General features: G+C 65.3%; 14 protein-coding genes. 6 read left to right on the forward strand and 8 right to left on the reverse strand.

Annotated features, from left to right (window positions below):
• Positions 1 to 22: 22 nt before the first annotated feature.
• From ybgC to NLM27_RS28595, 7 genes are all read right to left on the reverse strand, one after another.
• Positions 23 to 472, reverse strand: a complete 450-nt coding sequence (gene ybgC / locus NLM27_RS28565) for a tol-pal system-associated acyl-CoA thioesterase (RefSeq protein WP_254146457.1) — start codon at positions 470 to 472, stop codon at positions 23 to 25.
• A gap of 94 nt (positions 473 to 566) precedes the next feature.
• Positions 567 to 1,523 (reverse strand): metallophosphoesterase, encoded by a 957-nt coding sequence (locus tag NLM27_RS28570; protein ID WP_254146458.1) that lies wholly within the window; start codon positions 1,521 to 1,523, stop codon positions 567 to 569.
• 105 nt (positions 1,524 to 1,628) lie between these two features.
• On the reverse strand, positions 1,629 to 2,498 hold the full coding sequence (locus NLM27_RS28575; RefSeq protein ID WP_254146459.1) for a DUF6869 domain-containing protein: 870 nt from the start codon (positions 2,496 to 2,498) through the stop codon (positions 1,629 to 1,631).
• A gap of 98 nt (positions 2,499 to 2,596) precedes the next feature.
• Positions 2,597 to 3,634: a Holliday junction branch migration DNA helicase RuvB gene (gene ruvB / locus NLM27_RS28580; RefSeq protein WP_254148952.1), complete on the reverse strand. Its 1,038-nt coding sequence runs from the start codon at positions 3,632 to 3,634 to the stop codon at positions 2,597 to 2,599.
• A 155-nt stretch (positions 3,635 to 3,789) separates the two neighbouring features.
• Positions 3,790 to 4,407 carry a Holliday junction branch migration protein RuvA gene (gene ruvA / locus NLM27_RS28585; RefSeq protein WP_035998377.1) on the reverse strand — a complete coding sequence of 206 codons (618 nt, stop codon included), beginning with the start codon at positions 4,405 to 4,407 and terminating at the stop codon, positions 3,790 to 3,792.
• Positions 4,408 to 4,549: 142 nt separating this feature from the next.
• Positions 4,550 to 5,077 (reverse strand): crossover junction endodeoxyribonuclease RuvC, encoded by a 528-nt coding sequence (ruvC, locus tag NLM27_RS28590; RefSeq protein WP_254146460.1) that lies wholly within the window; start codon positions 5,075 to 5,077, stop codon positions 4,550 to 4,552.
• A 237-nt stretch (positions 5,078 to 5,314) separates the two neighbouring features.
• Positions 5,315 to 6,061, reverse strand: coding sequence for a YebC/PmpR family DNA-binding transcriptional regulator (locus NLM27_RS28595; RefSeq protein WP_254146461.1), 747 nt, complete (start codon positions 6,059 to 6,061; stop codon positions 5,315 to 5,317).
• Positions 6,062 to 6,285: 224 nt separating this feature from the next.
• Here NLM27_RS28595 and NLM27_RS28600 point away from each other — a divergent pair, with 224 nt between their 5' ends.
• The 6 genes from NLM27_RS28600 (at position 6,286) to NLM27_RS28625 (ending at position 14,318) form a co-directional block, all read left to right on the forward strand.
• Positions 6,286 to 8,034, forward strand: a complete 1,749-nt coding sequence (locus NLM27_RS28600) for a methyl-accepting chemotaxis protein (protein ID WP_254146462.1) — start codon at positions 6,286 to 6,288, stop codon at positions 8,032 to 8,034.
• A 186-nt stretch (positions 8,035 to 8,220) separates the two neighbouring features.
• Positions 8,221 to 9,645, forward strand: a complete 1,425-nt coding sequence (locus NLM27_RS28605) for a methyl-accepting chemotaxis protein (protein WP_254146463.1) — start codon at positions 8,221 to 8,223, stop codon at positions 9,643 to 9,645.
• Between the two features lie 298 nt (positions 9,646 to 9,943).
• Complete coding sequence (locus NLM27_RS28610; RefSeq protein WP_254146464.1) at positions 9,944 to 10,207, forward strand: hypothetical protein; 264 nt, start codon at positions 9,944 to 9,946, stop codon at positions 10,205 to 10,207.
• 132 nt (positions 10,208 to 10,339) lie between these two features.
• Positions 10,340 to 10,804 carry a (2Fe-2S)-binding protein gene (locus NLM27_RS28615; protein ID WP_254146465.1) on the forward strand — a complete coding sequence of 155 codons (465 nt, stop codon included), beginning with the start codon at positions 10,340 to 10,342 and terminating at the stop codon, positions 10,802 to 10,804.
• 8 nt (positions 10,805 to 10,812) lie between these two features.
• Complete coding sequence (locus tag NLM27_RS28620; RefSeq protein WP_254146466.1) at positions 10,813 to 12,978, forward strand: molybdopterin cofactor-binding domain-containing protein; 2,166 nt, start codon at positions 10,813 to 10,815, stop codon at positions 12,976 to 12,978.
• Positions 12,975 to 14,318 (forward strand): c-type cytochrome, encoded by a 1,344-nt coding sequence (locus NLM27_RS28625; RefSeq protein WP_254146467.1) that lies wholly within the window; start codon positions 12,975 to 12,977, stop codon positions 14,316 to 14,318. The genes NLM27_RS28620 and NLM27_RS28625 overlap by 4 nt, the downstream gene beginning before the upstream one ends.
• A 107-nt stretch (positions 14,319 to 14,425) precedes the next feature.
• Here the strand turns inward: NLM27_RS28625 and NLM27_RS28630 are convergent, their stop codons facing one another.
• Complete coding sequence (locus NLM27_RS28630) at positions 14,426 to 15,523, reverse strand: cyclase family protein (RefSeq protein WP_254146468.1); 1,098 nt, start codon at positions 15,521 to 15,523, stop codon at positions 14,426 to 14,428.
• Between the last annotated feature and the right edge of the window lie 77 nt (positions 15,524 to 15,600).

Raw genomic sequence — 15,600 nt, forward strand, 5'->3', positions numbered from 1 at the left:
CAGGCGATCACTTATCGGGCGATCACGAAATCAGATCGGCTTTCATCAAGGTCCGGATCGATTTCGGGATCGGCTGGGCACGGCCGCCGCTGATGAAGGCGACGCGCACCTCGGCCTTCACCAGCACGTCGTCACCGCGCCGCACCTCCTGCGCCAGCATGATGGAGGCGCCCTTCACCGCGATCGGCCAGGTCACGACATCGAGCACGTCGTCCATTCGCGCGGGCTTGAGGAAGTCCAGATGCATCGAGCGCACGACGAAGGCGAAGCCGGCGCCTTCGGTCTCGACCTGCTCGAACAGCACCTGCTGCTCGGCGCCCATCAGCCGCAGATGATTGGTCCGTCCGCGCTCCATGTAGCGCAGATAATTGGCGTGATAGACGATCCCCGAGAAATCCGTGTCCTCGTAATAGACGCGGACCTGCATGTGGTGGCGGCCGTCGCGGATGTCGCCGTCGAGATGCGCAGTCACGTCGCGAGCCTCTTCGCTTGTCGGTCACCGGCCCGTTTTGCGCAAAAACAGGCGGTCGCGCAAGCACGCAGGCTTTTTGCTTGTCGCGTTTTCTTTACGCGAACCGGTGCCCACTTCGCTCGAAAACGCTCTGGGACACAATTGGTCCCGTCCTGCCCAGTGTCACCTCGACGATCTCGGGCGGCACGCCGAAACGAACCGGCATGACGCTGCAGCCCAGGCCGCCGGAGATGATGACGTTGCATTTCAGCCGGACATGACCATAGGCGAGCCGGATGCCGTGCTGCGGCGGAACTGCCGGCGACCAGCCGAGCAGGCGGACCTGGCCACCATGGGTGTGGCCGGACAGCTGCAGCGCAACACGCGCGGGCACGCGCGGCGCGATGTTGGGCTCATGCGCGAGCAGGATGATCGGCGCGTCGTCCGTGACCTTGGCGAGGGTCGCGCTGAGATCGTCGGCGCCGAAGCGCACCATGCTCCGAAACCGGCGCGCCGGCAGGAAGGCGAGCTGATCGCCGAGACCCGCGAGCCAGAACGGGCGGCCGTCCTTGGTGAGGCGCACGACGTCGTTCTCGTAGACGGGAATGCCGGCCGCTTCCAGCGCACGATGCGCGGTGGTCGGCCCCTGCCCGGCCCGCTGCACGGTCTTGTCGTCCCAATAATCGTGGTTGCCCATGACGGCATGGACGCCCAGCGGCGCCTTGAGGCCGCCCAACACTCTGGCCCATTCGCTCGACGGAATGATGCGTGTGATCTGATGCAGACCGGCGACATAGTCGCCGAGCAGCACGATGAGGTCGGCGTTCAGCGCGTTGGTGCGGGCGACGATGGCCTCGATCCGGTCCAGCGGCATCCAGGGATCGCAGGCATGGATGTCGGCGATGACGGCGATCTTCAGCGGAAGATCCGCCGGCCACTGCCGCGGCGTCGGATGATAGCGGGTGACGCGAAGCCGCAGCACCGGCTCGACAGCAACGCCATAGGCGGCGGTCGAGACGCCGAGGGCGGACAGGCCGCCGACGGAACGGATGAGATGACGGCGCGAGATCATGGAAACCCGGTTCTGATGCCGCTTCTCGATGCGATCCGATTGAAGCGGAATTGGGGTAGGCTCGTGCAGACCGTCTGCATCCTCGTGCAGACGCCTGCACAAAGGTTACCAGCGGCTCTCGCCAATCAAGGCATCCAGCCGCGTTTTCACGTCGTCGGGCGCGCGGTAGTACCAGACACCGCCGAGCAGATCGCGAAAACGTTCATTGACACGCGCCTCGCGCTCGATGCGGTCGATCGTCCCGGCGCTGATTACGTCTTCGAGGGGACCCGCGGCCAGCAGCGACAGCAGCACCGGATTGGCTTCGATCTTCAGGATTTCCAGGATGAGGTCGATCATTCCATCGGGATCGTCCTCGCGCAGGTCGCGCTCGAACTCCATGATCGCGAACAGATTGTCGTCCTGGTCGCGTTCGGACCTGGAATATTGCTCGACCCAGGCGCGGGCCAGCGCGCCGGTCGACATGTTGGCGCAATCGAGCGGCTCGCGCGGCGTGCGCCGCGCCAGATGGTCGGCATGCCAGGCTTCGCCGTCGGCGAACTCTGCAAGACGCGACATCAAGGGATCGTCGGCAGCGACATGCACGCCGCCAAGCAGCCAGCGCAGCCGGTCATTGTGCCCGGCCTCGTGCTCGATGCGCGCGATCACCTCTTCACCGTGCGCATAGAGCAGCGCCAGCAGGAACTTGTCATTGAGCTGCATCACCGTCGGCTTGTCGGCCTCGGTCTTGAGCACCTCCAGCACGAGATCGAGCGCTTCTTGCGGCCGGCGATGCGGCAGATGATCGAAATAGAGTATCAAGGCCCTGATGCTGCCGACCTGGTCGCGCCGGCTGACGCGTTGAAGCACGCACCACATCGACGCCAGCTCGCTGAGCGGCATCGGATCCAGGAACGCCTCGGTCTCATCAGGCGTGCGCAGCTGCGGCGCGGCCGCGATGACCTCGAGCACTCCAGTGTCGTCCGTCAGCCTCATTCTTCCCGCTCCAGTCCGTGTGCGTCAGCGGCGATGCCGTCCGCCGCGCGTTCGGATTAGTGATGGGATTGAACCGCTGGGTTCACCGGTTGCGGCAGTCAGTCGTCCTCGGCCTCGTCGGTACCGAACAGGCCGAACTGTGCCGCCGCATCGCGCGAAGGCTCGGCGATGCCGAGATGGCGGAAGGCGTGCGACGTCAGCAGGCGGCCGCGCGGGGTGCGCTGGAGATAGCCGCACTGGATCAGATAGGGCTCTATGATGTCTTCGATCGCATCGCGCGGCTCTGACAAGGCAGCTGCCATGGTCTCGACGCCGACCGGGCCGCCGCCATAGTTGAGCGCAATGGTCGTGAGGTAGCGGCGGTCCATGGCGTCGAGACCTGCGGCGTCGACCTCGAGCGCGCTCAGCGCGTGGTCGGCGATCTTGCGGTCGATCTTGTCGGCATCGGCCGCCGATGCGAAATCCCGGACACGGCGCAGCAGGCGGCCGGCGATGCGCGGCGTGCCGCGGGCGCGACGCGCGATCTCGTTGGCGCCGTCAGCGCTCATGCCGACATTGAGCACGCGCGCGCCGCGGCTGACGATGCTCTCCAATTCCTCGATCGTGTAGAAATTCAGCCGGACCGGAATGCCGAAGCGGTCGCGCAGGGGATTGGTGAGCAGGCCTGCGCGCGTGGTGGCGCCGACCAGCGTGAATTTCGACAGCTCGATCTTCACTGACCGCGCCGCCGGGCCCTCGCCGATGATGAGGTCGAGCTGAAAATCCTCCATCGCGGGATAGAGCACCTCTTCCACCGCCGGGCTGAGGCGATGGATCTCGTCGATGAAAAGCACGTCGCGCTCTTCGAGATTGGTCAGCAGCGCAGCGAGATCGCCGGCCTTGGCGATGACTGGACCAGACGTGGCGCGAAAACCGACGCCGAGCTCCTTGGCCACGATCTGCGCCAGCGTGGTCTTGCCGAGGCCGGGCGGGCCGACGAACAGTACATGATCCAGCGCCTCGCCGCGCTTGCGCGCCGCCTCGATGAAGATCGAGAGGTTCTTGCGCGCCTGCGCCTGGCCGACGAAATCGGACAGCGATTGCGGACGCAGCGCGGTGTCGCCGACATCGTCGCTGCGGCGCTCGGGCGACACCATGCGGTTGGCCTTGGGATCGCTCACTCAGCGAACTCCCTCAGATCGTAGGGTGGGCAAAGGCGCTCTTCGCGCCGTGCCCACCATGCTACCGCTCGCTCTACAGATGGTGGGCACGCTCCGCTTTGCCCACCCTACGAGATTGATCATTGACGCCTTCACTTCGCGAGCTCCTTCAAGCCGAGCCGAATGAGCTGCGCCGTCTCGGCGCCTTCACCCGCGCTGCGCGAGGCCGATGCGATCGCCGCGGCGGCCTGCGGCTGGCCGTAGCCGAGATTGACCAGCGCGGAGATCGCATCCGCGACGGGCCGCGGCGCGCGCTGGTCGTCGACGGCGCCGGCGAGGTGCACGACGGCCGGGTCGACATTGGCGAAGGCCGGCGCCTTGTCCTTCAGCTCGGTGACGATGCGTTCGGCGACCTTGGGGCCGACGCCGGGCGTGCGCGCTACCGCGGCCTTGTCGCGCAGCGCGATGGCGTTGGCGAGATCGGCCGGCGACAGCGTGCCGAGCACGGCGAGCGCGACCTTGGCTCCGACGCCCTGCACGGTCTGGAGCAGTCGAAACCATTCGCGCTCCTGATCGGTGCGGAAGCCGAACAGCTTGATCTGGTCCTCGCGGACATAGGTCTCGATCGACAGCACGGCGGCTTCACCGGGCGACGGCAGATGCTGCAAGGTGCGCGAGGAGCAATGCACCTGGTAGCCGACGCCGCCGACGTCGAGGATGACGAAATCCTCGCCGTAGGAATCGATCAGGCCCTTGAGCTTGCCGATCATCTCGAGACCTCGGTCGCGGCAGGCACTTCTCTTTCGTCATGGCCGGGCTTGTCCCGGCCATCCACGACTTCGCGATCAGCAAGAAAGAACGTGGATGCCCGGCACAAGGCCGGGCATGACGGCAGTGATACGCGGCGTAAGCTCATAGTCCCACCACCTTCAGTCTGAGCGCGGCGCTCTGACGGTGATGGGCGTGGGTGATGGCGATGGCGAGCGCGTCGGCGGCATCGGCTGACGGCGGCTCGGCCTTGGGCAGCAATATCTTCAGCATCATCGCAATCTGTTGCTTGTCGGCGTGACCGGCACCGACCACGGTCTTCTTGACCTGGTTCGGCGCGTATTCGGCGACAGAGATGCCGAACATTGCGGGCGCCAGCATGGCGACGCCGCGGGCCTGGCCGAGCTTCAGCGTCGCGACGCCATCCTTGTTCACAAACGTCTGCTCGACCGCAGCTTCCATCGGCTGGTGGCTGGAGAGGACGGACGCGAGCCCCTCATGGATCGCGAGCAGCCGGCTCGCCAGCGGCAGATCGTCCGGCGGTTCCACCGAGCCGCAGGCGACATAGATCAAACGATTGCCCTCGGCCTCGATCACGCCCCAGCCGGTACGGCGCAGGCCGGGGTCGATGCCGATGATGCGAACGGGGCCACGAATCGGAAGCGCAGTCATGGGCCAGTGATAGCGGCTGGCCGGACAGAGGGAAACAGAAACAGAACGGAAGTAACAGGGGAAGTGCTCTTCGCCTCTCCCCGCCTGCGGGGAGAGGCCGGAATGCGCGCAAAGCGCGGCTTCCGGGTGAGGGGGACTCTCCGCGAGTCCGTCTGTCACCGCGCCCGCGGAAACAGCCCCTCACCCCAACCCTCTCCCCGCAAGAGCGGGGCGAGGGAGCACACCGTCCGAGCGGCCCTACCCGCTCATCTTCGCGACCAGCGCGTCGGACACCTCGAAATTGGCATAGACGTTCTGGACGTCGTCGTGCTCGTTGAGCAGGTCCATCAACTTGAGCAGCTTCTCGCCGGTCTCGTCGTCCACCGCGACGGTGTTCTGCGGCTTCCAGATCAGCGCGGCCTTGCGTGGCTCGCCAAACTTGGCTTCCAGCGCCTTGGCGACGTCGCGATAGCCTTCGGTCGAGGCGTAGATCTCGTGGCTGCCTTCGCCGGACACGACGTCGTCGGCGCCGGCCTCGATCGCGGCATCCAGCACCGCATCGTCGGAGGCGACGCTGCGGTCGTATTCGATGATGCCGGTGCGGTCGAACATGAAGGACACCGAGCCGGTTTCGCCGAGATTTCCGCCGGACTTGGTGAAGAACGAGCGGATGTCCGAGGCGGCACGGTTACGGTTGTCGGTCAGCGCCTCGACGATGACGGCGACGCCACCGGGGCCGTAACCCTCGTAGCGGATCTCGTCATAGTTCTCGCCGTCGCTGCCGAGCGCCTTCTTGATGGCGCGCTCGATATTGTCCTTCGGCATGTTCTCCTGGCGCGCGGCGATCACGGCGGCGCGCAGGCGCGGGTTCATGGCGGGGTCAGGCGTGCCGAGCTTGGCCGCGACGGTGATTTCCCGCGCCAGCTTGCCGAACAGCTTCGACTTCTGCGCATCCTGCCGCCCCTTGCGGTGCATGATGTTCTTGAATTGGGAATGTCCGGCCATGCGTGGTCTCTTGAATGGTCTTTGGAATCGTCCGCCGATGGGGTGGGAAGCGCGGCCTTATAAGCCGCCAACCCACCGGAATCAAAGGGGCTCTGGCGCTTTAAGGTAGCACCGTAGAGGTAGCCACCCTGAGGACGCCTGCCTAGAGGTCGGGCATCGTTAACCCTGATTTCATTCCGGCCTGCGAAAATAGCGTCCGCGCGTTCCACGACAAGAGAGACGTGATGGCGTTCGGACTATTTCGGAAGCGTCTACCTGACATGGCTTCGCCCGCGGAAGCTCCGCAGGCGACGCAGCCGGTGGCCAATTCCGAGCCCGCCCCGGCCGCCGAAGGCGATTCCGCCAGGGAAATCCTGGAATTGCTGGAACTCGAGCTGGGCGCGATGATTCGCCAGCTCGAGCGCGCCGCCAATTCCGTGGCCGGCGGCGCCGAGGCGACCGCCGCAACCCTTGCTGCCATTCGCGACCGCACCGACGCCCTGACCGGCCGCACCAATGCCGCGCAATCGACCACCTCAACCTTCGCCCATGCCGCCGACAAGTTCACCCAGTCCGCCCAAGGCATCGGGGCGCAGGTCCGCGAAGCCGGCAAGCTCGCCGACGAGGCCAGCGCCGCGGCGCAGGAAGCCCGCGCCAACGTCGATCGCTTGCGCGAATCCTCCGCCGCCATCGGCAACGTCGTCAATCTGATCGCCCAGATCGCGCGGCAGACGACGCTGCTCGCGCTCAACTCGACCATCGAGGCCGCGCGTGCCGGCGCTGCGGGAAAGGGTTTTGCGGTCGTCGCCACCGAGGTCAAGGCCCTCGCGGTGCAGACGCAAGGAGCAACCGAAGAGATCACACGGAAGATCGACGCGCTGCAGCGCGACGCGGTCGGCTCGGCCGATGCTGTGCATCGCATCTCGCAGGCGATCGAGGCGATCCGCCCGGTGTTCGAAACCGTCAACGGTGCGGTCGCCGAGCAGAAAGCCACCACCAGCGAAGTCTCCGGCAATGCCGCGAGCGCGTCGGAGTTCATCATCTCGGTCGGCGAGAGCGCAGCCGAGATCGATGCCGCGACCAAGGCGGCCGAGACCCATGGCGAGAACGTCGCCAGTGCCGGCAAGGCCGTCACCACCTTCGCGCAAAAGCTGAAATCGCGCTGCGCCGTGCTGCTCCGCCAGAGCGAGCATGACGACCGCCGCAAGACCGAACGCCTGCCCTGCCATCTCAAGTTCAAAACCGCGCGCGGCGTGCTGCCGGTCTATGAAATCGCGATGGATGGCGTGCTGATCGGCGGCACGGATGCCGGCCGGCTTGCACCGCAATCGATGATCGAAGGCACGCTCGAACATGTCGGCGCCTGCCGCCTGCGCGTCGTCGAGCAGTCCAAGACCGGCGCTCGCGCGCAATTCGTTGGTGCCGACGCCGAGCTCCGCGAGAAGATCGAAGACAGGCTGTGGTCGATCCATGAGGAGAACACGGAGCTCGTGACCCGTGCCATGGAAGCCGGAGGCGCGCTGACCCGGATCTTCGAGCAGGCGGTTGCGCGCGGCGACGTCAGCATCGACGCACTCTTCGACACCGATTATGTGGAGATTGCGGGCACCAACCCGCAGCAATACCGCACCAGATATCTGGATTGGGCCGACCGCGCACTGCCGCCGTTTCAGGAAGCCTTTCTGGCGAAGGAGCCGCGTATGGCGTTCTGCGCCATGGTCGACCGCAACGGCTTCCTGCCGGTGCACAACAATATCTATTCGCATGCGCAGCGGGCGGGCGATGTCGCCTGGAACACGGCCAACAGCCGCAACCGGCGGATATTCAACGATCCGGCGGGGTTGGCGGCCGCGCACAACCTGCGCTCGTATCTGGTCCAGAGCTATGCGCGGGACATGGGCAACGGCAACACCGTGATGATGCGGGAGATCGACGTCCCCATCCGCGTGCAGGGCCGGCACTGGGGTGGATTCCGCACCGCTTACAAGCTCTAGAACATGCTCCAGGAAATTGCGCGGTGTCTTTCGACAAGACCGTGCTCCAACCAAAGAACTAAGTGAATCGCGCCCTCGTGCACGCTCAGGCAAGACGGCGGCGGCGAATCATCCTTTAAGGTCGAAATTGGAATGGGAATGCCGCCGCGAGCCGGCGAACGGCTCTGACTGGAGGACTCATCGAACATGTCCGTCGCACAACTTGCCGTCATGGACACCGGCTCCAACCGGACGCTCGCCGAACGGCTGATCGACCAGCTCGCCGATCGCATTGGCGGCCTCGGCGTGGAACTCGCCGACATCGCCGGCAATGTCCAGGAGGTCGCAAACCGTGTCGCGAACCAGTCGGAACGGTTCCACCACCTCCAGAAGACCGCCGAGACGATGGTCTCGGCCAACCACGACATCGCCAATGCATCGCAGGCGGTGCAAACGACCACGTCCGCCGCGGTCGGCGAGATCGCGCAGTCGCGCAGCGCGGTCGATACCGCGGTCAGCCACATCTCCGAGCTCGTCGCCGCAGTGGAGCGCATCGAGGCGCGATTGAGCGCCGTCGGCTCGGCGCTGGCGCAGGTCGCAAAGGTGTCCGGCTCGATCGAGGCGATCGCGAAACAGACCAACCTGCTCGCGCTGAACGCAACGATCGAGGCGGCGCGTGCCGGCAATGCCGGTCGCGGCTTCGCCGTGGTCGCGAGCGAGGTGAAGAACCTCGCGGAAGCGACCCGCCAGGCCACGCATCAGATCGCCGACACCGTGCGCGACCTCGACGGCCAGATCGAAGGCCTGATCGGCGAAAGCAGCGACGCCTCGCAGCGCGCCAAGACCGCCGGCGAAGGCGCCCAGCAGATCTCCAGCATCATCTCGCGCGTCCAGCAGGGTTTTGCCTCCGTGGAGGCGGAGATCGACAGCGTCACGCGCGCGGCGACGTCCAACCTCGGACATTGCGACACCGTGATCAGCGAGCTCAACGAGCTCGCCAAGGGCGTCGATCTGTCCTCGCGCGATCTCAGGAGCGCCGATCAGCGGGTGACAAAGCTGCTCGACACCTCCGAAGGCCTGATCGCGCTGATCGCCGACAGCGGCGTAGAGACGTCGGATGCACCGCTGGTCCGCGTCGTCGTCGAGACCGCGAGGCGAATCTCTGCCGAGTTCGAAGCCGCGATCGATCGCGGCGACGTCACGCTCGAGCAGCTCATGGACGAGAAATACCGCGAAATTGCCGGCACCGATCCGAAACAGTACCTCACCAACTACGTCGAGTTCACCGACCGCGTGCTGCCCGCGATCCAGGACCCGATCCAGAAATCCGATCCCCGCATCGTGTTCTGCGTCGCCTGGACCAAGGGCGGCTATCTGCCGACGCACAATCCGAACTACCGCCTGCCCCAGGGCAAGGACCCGGTCTGGAATAACGCCAATTGCCGCAACCGCCGCCTGTTCACCGATCGCGCGGTGAAGAAGGTCGCGGCCAACACCAAGCCGTTCCTGCTCCAGACCTACCGCCGCGACATGGGCGGCGGGCAGTTCGTGCTGATGAAGGATCTGTCCTCGCCGATCGTGATCCGCGGCAAGCATTGGGGCGCCTTCCGGATGGGCTTCCGCCAGAGCTGACGGCCGGCACGCGACGGCGTTCCGGCATCCCCAAAAACAAAAAGCTCGAAAACAACCCCATGCACAGTAGCCGGGGCGTGCGGAATCAATGGCTTGGGCGCATGCATCATCAAGCGCCCACGCGCGATGCAATCAGCCCGGGCCGCGGATGACCTCTCCCGGCAGGAGAGGTGATCCGAGTGCCGGCGCAGATCGCCGCGCTCTACGGTTGACCCGTCGGGCAAAACAGGGGCATACTGCCAATATTCCGAAATCGCGACGCCAGCCCTTCCGACCTCCCCCGGCCGGACAATAAGCAGTGCCATCGACGAACACCTTGGCTATTGCGTCGCAGATCCGGCGCAGCGACCATTGCGACCGATCCCTGCGGCGCGCGACCGCCGTCGATTTTTTTCTAATCGCACGCATTTCGTCATCGCACGGCTTTGCCGATTCACACGATCATCTGCGGCTGTCGAGGGCGCGCGCGATGAAAAAACGTCAAAAAATGACGCTTATCATATCAATTAGCCCAGAATCGCTGCAGCGATCGCCGCACAAATTCGTGAACGTCATGGCCTGACGCGTCGGCAGCGCAAATATGCATCGCCGGATTTATCGACGCTTCATCGTTTTGCATCGGTATGATTATTGTCGCGCGCGAATTCGCCGACTAGATCGCCCGCAAGCGATTCAGCGAGCAGAGGGGATGCATATGGCGACTGTTCTCACCATCAACGGCGAAACGAAATCCTTCGACGCGCCACCTGAAATGCCGCTGCTGTGGGTGCTGCGCGACATCCTCGGCATGACCGGCACCAAGTTCGGCTGCGGCATCGCGCAATGCGGTGCGTGCACCGTGCATGTCGACGGCAAGGCGGTGCGCTCCTGCGTGCTGCCGGTGAGCGCGGTCGAGAACCGTGCCGTCACCACCATCGAGCACGTTGGCAGCACGCCTGCGGGCGCGAAGGTGCAGAAGGCCTGGCTCGACGCCGAAGTGATCCAGTGCGGCTATTGCCAGTCCGGGCAGATCATGTCCGCCGCCGCACTGCTGGCGGCCACGCCCAACCCTGACGATTCCGACATCGATGCTGCGATGGCCGGCAACATCTGCCGCTGCGGCACCTATGTCCGCATCCGCGAGGCCATCAAGCAGGCCGCCAACGGCAAGCAGTCGTGAGGTCCGCCATGACTGCACACAACAGCGTCTCCCGCCGCGCGCTTCTGACCGGCGGCCTCGCCACCGGCTTCCTGCTCGCCTTTCATCTGCCGCTGCGCGCCGCCGCCAACGAGCCCGTGCAGCGCGACGTGACCGACGGCAAGTTCGCGCCCAACGCCTTCATCCGCATCGACGAGACCGGCCGCACCGTCCTGATGATGCCGCAGGTGGAGATGGGCCAGGGCACCTACACCTCGATCTCGGCCGTGATCGCCGAAGAGCTGGATGCCGACTGGAGCAAGGTCGAGGTGCAGCATGCGCCGCCGAATGACAAGCTTTACGGCAATCCGACCTTCGGCCTGCAAGTCACCGGCAATTCCAACTCGATCCGCGCATGGTGGCTGCCGCTGCGCAAGGCCGGTGCCACCGCGCGCGCGATGCTGGTGCAGGCCGCGGCCAGCCAGTGGGGCGTTGAGCCCGCAAGCTGCACGGCGTCCAAAGGAGAGGTCGCGCATGCCGCAAGCGGCCGCAAGCTCGGCTACGGCGAGCTGGCGCTCGCCGCGCAGGCCCAGACGCCGCCCAAGGACGTCGCCATCAAGGATCCCAAGGACTTCGTCCTCATCGGCCAGCCGCTGAAGCGGCTCGATACGCCTGACAAGGTCAACGGCAAGGCGCTCTACGGCATCGACGCGATCCTGCCCGGCATGAAGATCGCGGCGATCGCCAATTGTCCGGTGTTCGGCGGCAAGGTCGGCAAGGTCGACGACAGTGCCGCGACGAAGGTCGCCGGCGTGCGCAAGATCGTCGTGCTCGACGACGCGGTCGCCGTGATCGGCGATCACATGTGGGCGGCGAAGAAAGGTCTCGAAGCGCTCAAGATCGAGTGGAACGAGGGGCCGAACGCTGGGATCTCCAACAAGGACATTTGGGACGATCTGCGCAAGGCCAGCGAGAAGGATGGGGCCGTCGCGAAATCGGACGGCGACATCGCCAAGGCGCTCGCCAGCGGCGACAGGTTCGAAGCCGCCTACGAGCTGCCGTTCCTCGCGCATGCCTCGATGGAGCCGATCAACGCCACTGTCCACGTCAGGCCGGATGCCTGCGAGATCTGGACCGGCACGCAGATCATGACGCGCGTTCAGTCCGAGGCGGCGAAGGCGGCCGGCCTTCCCGTCGACAAGGTGATCGTCAACCAGCATCTGCTCGGCGGCGGCTTCGGCCGCAAGCTCGAGCCGGACATGGTGGTCGCCGCGGTGAAGATCGCCAAGCAGGTCGACTATCCCGTCAAGGTGATCTGGACCCGCGAGGAGGACATCCAGCACGACGTCTACCGCCCGGTCTATCGCGACCAGATCACGGCATCGCTGGTCGACGGCAAGGTCGCGGGCTGGAAGTACAAGGTCGCCGGCTCCGCCGTGCTGGCGCGCTGGCTGCCGCCGGCGTTCCAGAAGGGCATCGACATCGACGCGGTCGACGCCGCGGTCGATGCGCCCTACGATTTCGCCAACTTCCATGTCGAATATGTCCGCGCCGAGCCGCTGTCGGTGCCGACGGGATTCTGGCGCGGCGTCGGCCCGAACAACAACGTGTTCGCGGTCGAATGTGCGATGGATGAGCTCGCACGCAAGGCCGGCAAGGATCCGGTCGAATTCCGCCGTTCCATGCTCACGAAAAATCCGCGCATGCTCGCCGTGCTCGACCTCGCCGCGGAAAAGTCCGGCTGGGGCCAAAAGCTGCCGCCGCGCGTCGGCCGCGGCGTCTGCGTACAACCGTCATTCGCGAGCTTCATCGCGACCGTGGTCGAGGCCGAGATCGACGATGTCGGCGAGATCGCGCTCCGTCGCATCACCTCGGTGGTCGACACCGGCATCGCGGTCAATCCCGATACGGTGAAGGCGCAGATCGAGGGCGGACTGATCTTCGGCCTCACGGCCGCGCTCTATGGCGAGATCACCATCGACAAGGGCCGCGTGCAGCAGTCGAACTTCCACGACTACCGCATGATGCGCATCAACGAGACGCCGAAGATCGAGGTGATCGTGGTTAGGAGCGGCGAGGCGCCCGGCGGCATCGGCGAGGCCGGCGTCAACGCCGGGCCGCCTGCCCTGCGTAACGCGATCTACGCCGCAACCGGCGTCGCGCTGCGGCGCCTGCCGATCGATCGAAGACTGCTGGCTGTGGGGAAGAAGGCATGAGCGGCAAGATGCGTATCCTCGCAAGCATCATTGTGATCGCCATCGTCGCGGTCGGGATCGGCGTCTTCATCATCCGCGGGCCCGGCCCGCTCGACTTCGCCGGCGGCACGAAGGTGGCGCTGGCGGACTACCGCGCCGGCAAGCCCACCGGCGTCCCCGCCAAGCTGGAGAAGGCTGGCATCGTCGAGCGTGGCGAGTATCTCGCCAAGGCCGCCGACTGCATGGTCTGCCACACCAAGCCCGGTGAGAAAGAGTATTCCGGCGGGCTCGGCTTCAAGCTGCCGTTCGGCACGCTCTATTCGACCAACATCACGCCGGACAAGGACACCGGCATCGGCAATTACAGCGACCAGGATTTCCTCAACGCGGTCCAGCACGGCAAGCGCCGCGATGGCGCCCGCCTCTATCCGGCGATGCCATACACGTCCTACACCTTCATGACCGACGAGGACGTGCTGGCGGTGAAGGCCTATCTGTTCAGCCTGCCGGCGGTGCGCGCGAAAGCTCATGACAACACGCTGTCGTTCCCGTTCAACCAGCGTTGGGCGATGATGTTCTGGTCGGCCGTGTTCAATCCTGACACGCGCTTTACGCCAGATCCGTCGAAGAGCCCGGAATGGAACAGAGGCGCGTATCTTGCGGAAGCCTTGGCGCATTGCGGCGAGTGCCACACGCCGCGCAATCTCGGCTTTGCGCTGGACAACCGCAGGAAGTTCGCAGGAGCCGTCACCGCCGGGTGGCGAGCGTTCAACATCTCCTCGGACAAAGCGACCGGCCTTGGCAATTGGCGCGACGAGGATTTGATCTCGTATCTGTCGCTCGGCCATGCGCCGGGCCACGGCTCGGCCTCGGGTCCGATGGGGGAAGCCGTCGACAACAGTTTCAGCCAGTTCGCCCCCGAAGATATCCGCGCCATCGTCACCTATTTGCGCAGCGTGCCGCCGCAGCCTTCGCCCGACCTGCCGGCCACCACGGCGCCCGCAGCACCGGCCTCGCACAAGCAGGGCGTGACGGCGGACGCACGCGGCAAGAAGGTATTCGCCAGCGCTTGCGCCAGCTGCCACGGCTGGAGCGGCGAGAGTCCGGTCTCGCCGATGGCGACGCTGACCGGCACCTGGGCCGTCAACGACCCCGCCGCCACCAACGTCGCGCAGATCGTGCTGTCAGGCACCAGGCGCCATACGCCCGATGGTGCGCTGTCGATGCCGGCATTCGGCAAGGCGTACACCGACGACGAGATCGCGGCGGTGGCGAACTACGTCACGGCGCGGTTCGGCACCAAGGGCTCGAAGCTGACGGCGAAGGATGTGGCGGAGTTAAGGGAGCAGACGGCGGAGTAAGTGTAAGACGAGATTGGTGGTCCCGGCTTTCGCCGGGACGACACCATGCTGTGGAGCTAGCCCAACACCTCGGCGTGGGCTTCCCTCGCCCACGCGGACGCGCATCGTTACGTAATCGCGATCGGGCAGCCGTTGCTTCCCGTAGCGCCCTTGATCGGAGCCGGGGAGAAGCAATAGACGAACTGATACTTCTTGTCGGCGATCAGCTCGTCGAAGATCAGGTTCTCATGGTTGTGGATGCCGTGCTTGGTCTGCAGCTCGGCATGGACCACGAAGGCGAGCGTCTTGTCGGGATTGGGCACCACCTCGACCGCCCAGTTGTCCGCGCCGGTGAGCGCGAGATCCTTTTCGACGATCCATTTGGCCGCGTCGAGGCCGATGCCCGGCTCGCCGCTATTGAAACGATCATTGTTTTTCATCCAGAGCGAGCCCCAGCCGGTATGAAACATGATCGCGTCGCCAGGCTTGATGTCGCTCTCGGGGATGTTCTGCTTCGCCAGCGCCGCCTTGATATCGGCCGAGGTGATCTCCTGGCCGGCGTCCATCATGCCGCCCTTCAGGGCGACCATGTCGATCAGATGCGCGCGGGTGAAGATCGGCTTGAGCTTTTCGACGCCGAGCTTCTTGAGCCCGTAGGCGTCGCTGATCTCTGCGGCTGTGAAGCCGTTGTAGAATCGCATCTCGCTTTTGTCGCCGTCCTTGCCCATCTGGATGCCGATGTGGCCGAGGCCGTCGAACTGCGTGCCGGTCTGCGCGATCTCGGTAGCGAGAAATTCGTCGTGATAGACGAGCTTGTTGTCGCCGAACGGGCCACCGGTCGGGCTGCCGGGAATGCGCAGCGCGAACACACGCGCGCCGAACAGCGGCATCGCGGCCTCGTAGACCCGACCGATCTTGTAGATCTTGCCGTCCTTGATCCATTTCGCGGCGTCGAGGACCTTCGCCGGGGTGATGTGGTTGGATGCGCCGGACTCGTCATCCTTGCCCCATTTCGAGGGCCACCATGGCTTGTCGACATTCTTGGGCATGGAGGTGGCAGTCTGGGCCTGGGCTTGGCTGATGGGCGCCAGCGAGAACTTGCCGTGCATCGAGCCGGCGAGCGCCGCGCCGGCGACGCCGGCGATGCCCGCGGTGCGGAGCAAGGTCCGGCGGTCGGTCGTGGCGCCGCTGCTGTCATGATCTACGTCGTTGATCTCACTAGACATTGCACCCTCCCAGGTTGTGGTCCGGAAAAAATCCGGACTCTAAAATTGTTTCCGTCACCCTCCTCCTCCGCTAAGCT

The organism is Bradyrhizobium sp. CCGB12 (assembly GCF_024199845.1).
Taxonomy (GTDB): Bacteria; Pseudomonadota; Alphaproteobacteria; order Rhizobiales; family Xanthobacteraceae; genus Bradyrhizobium.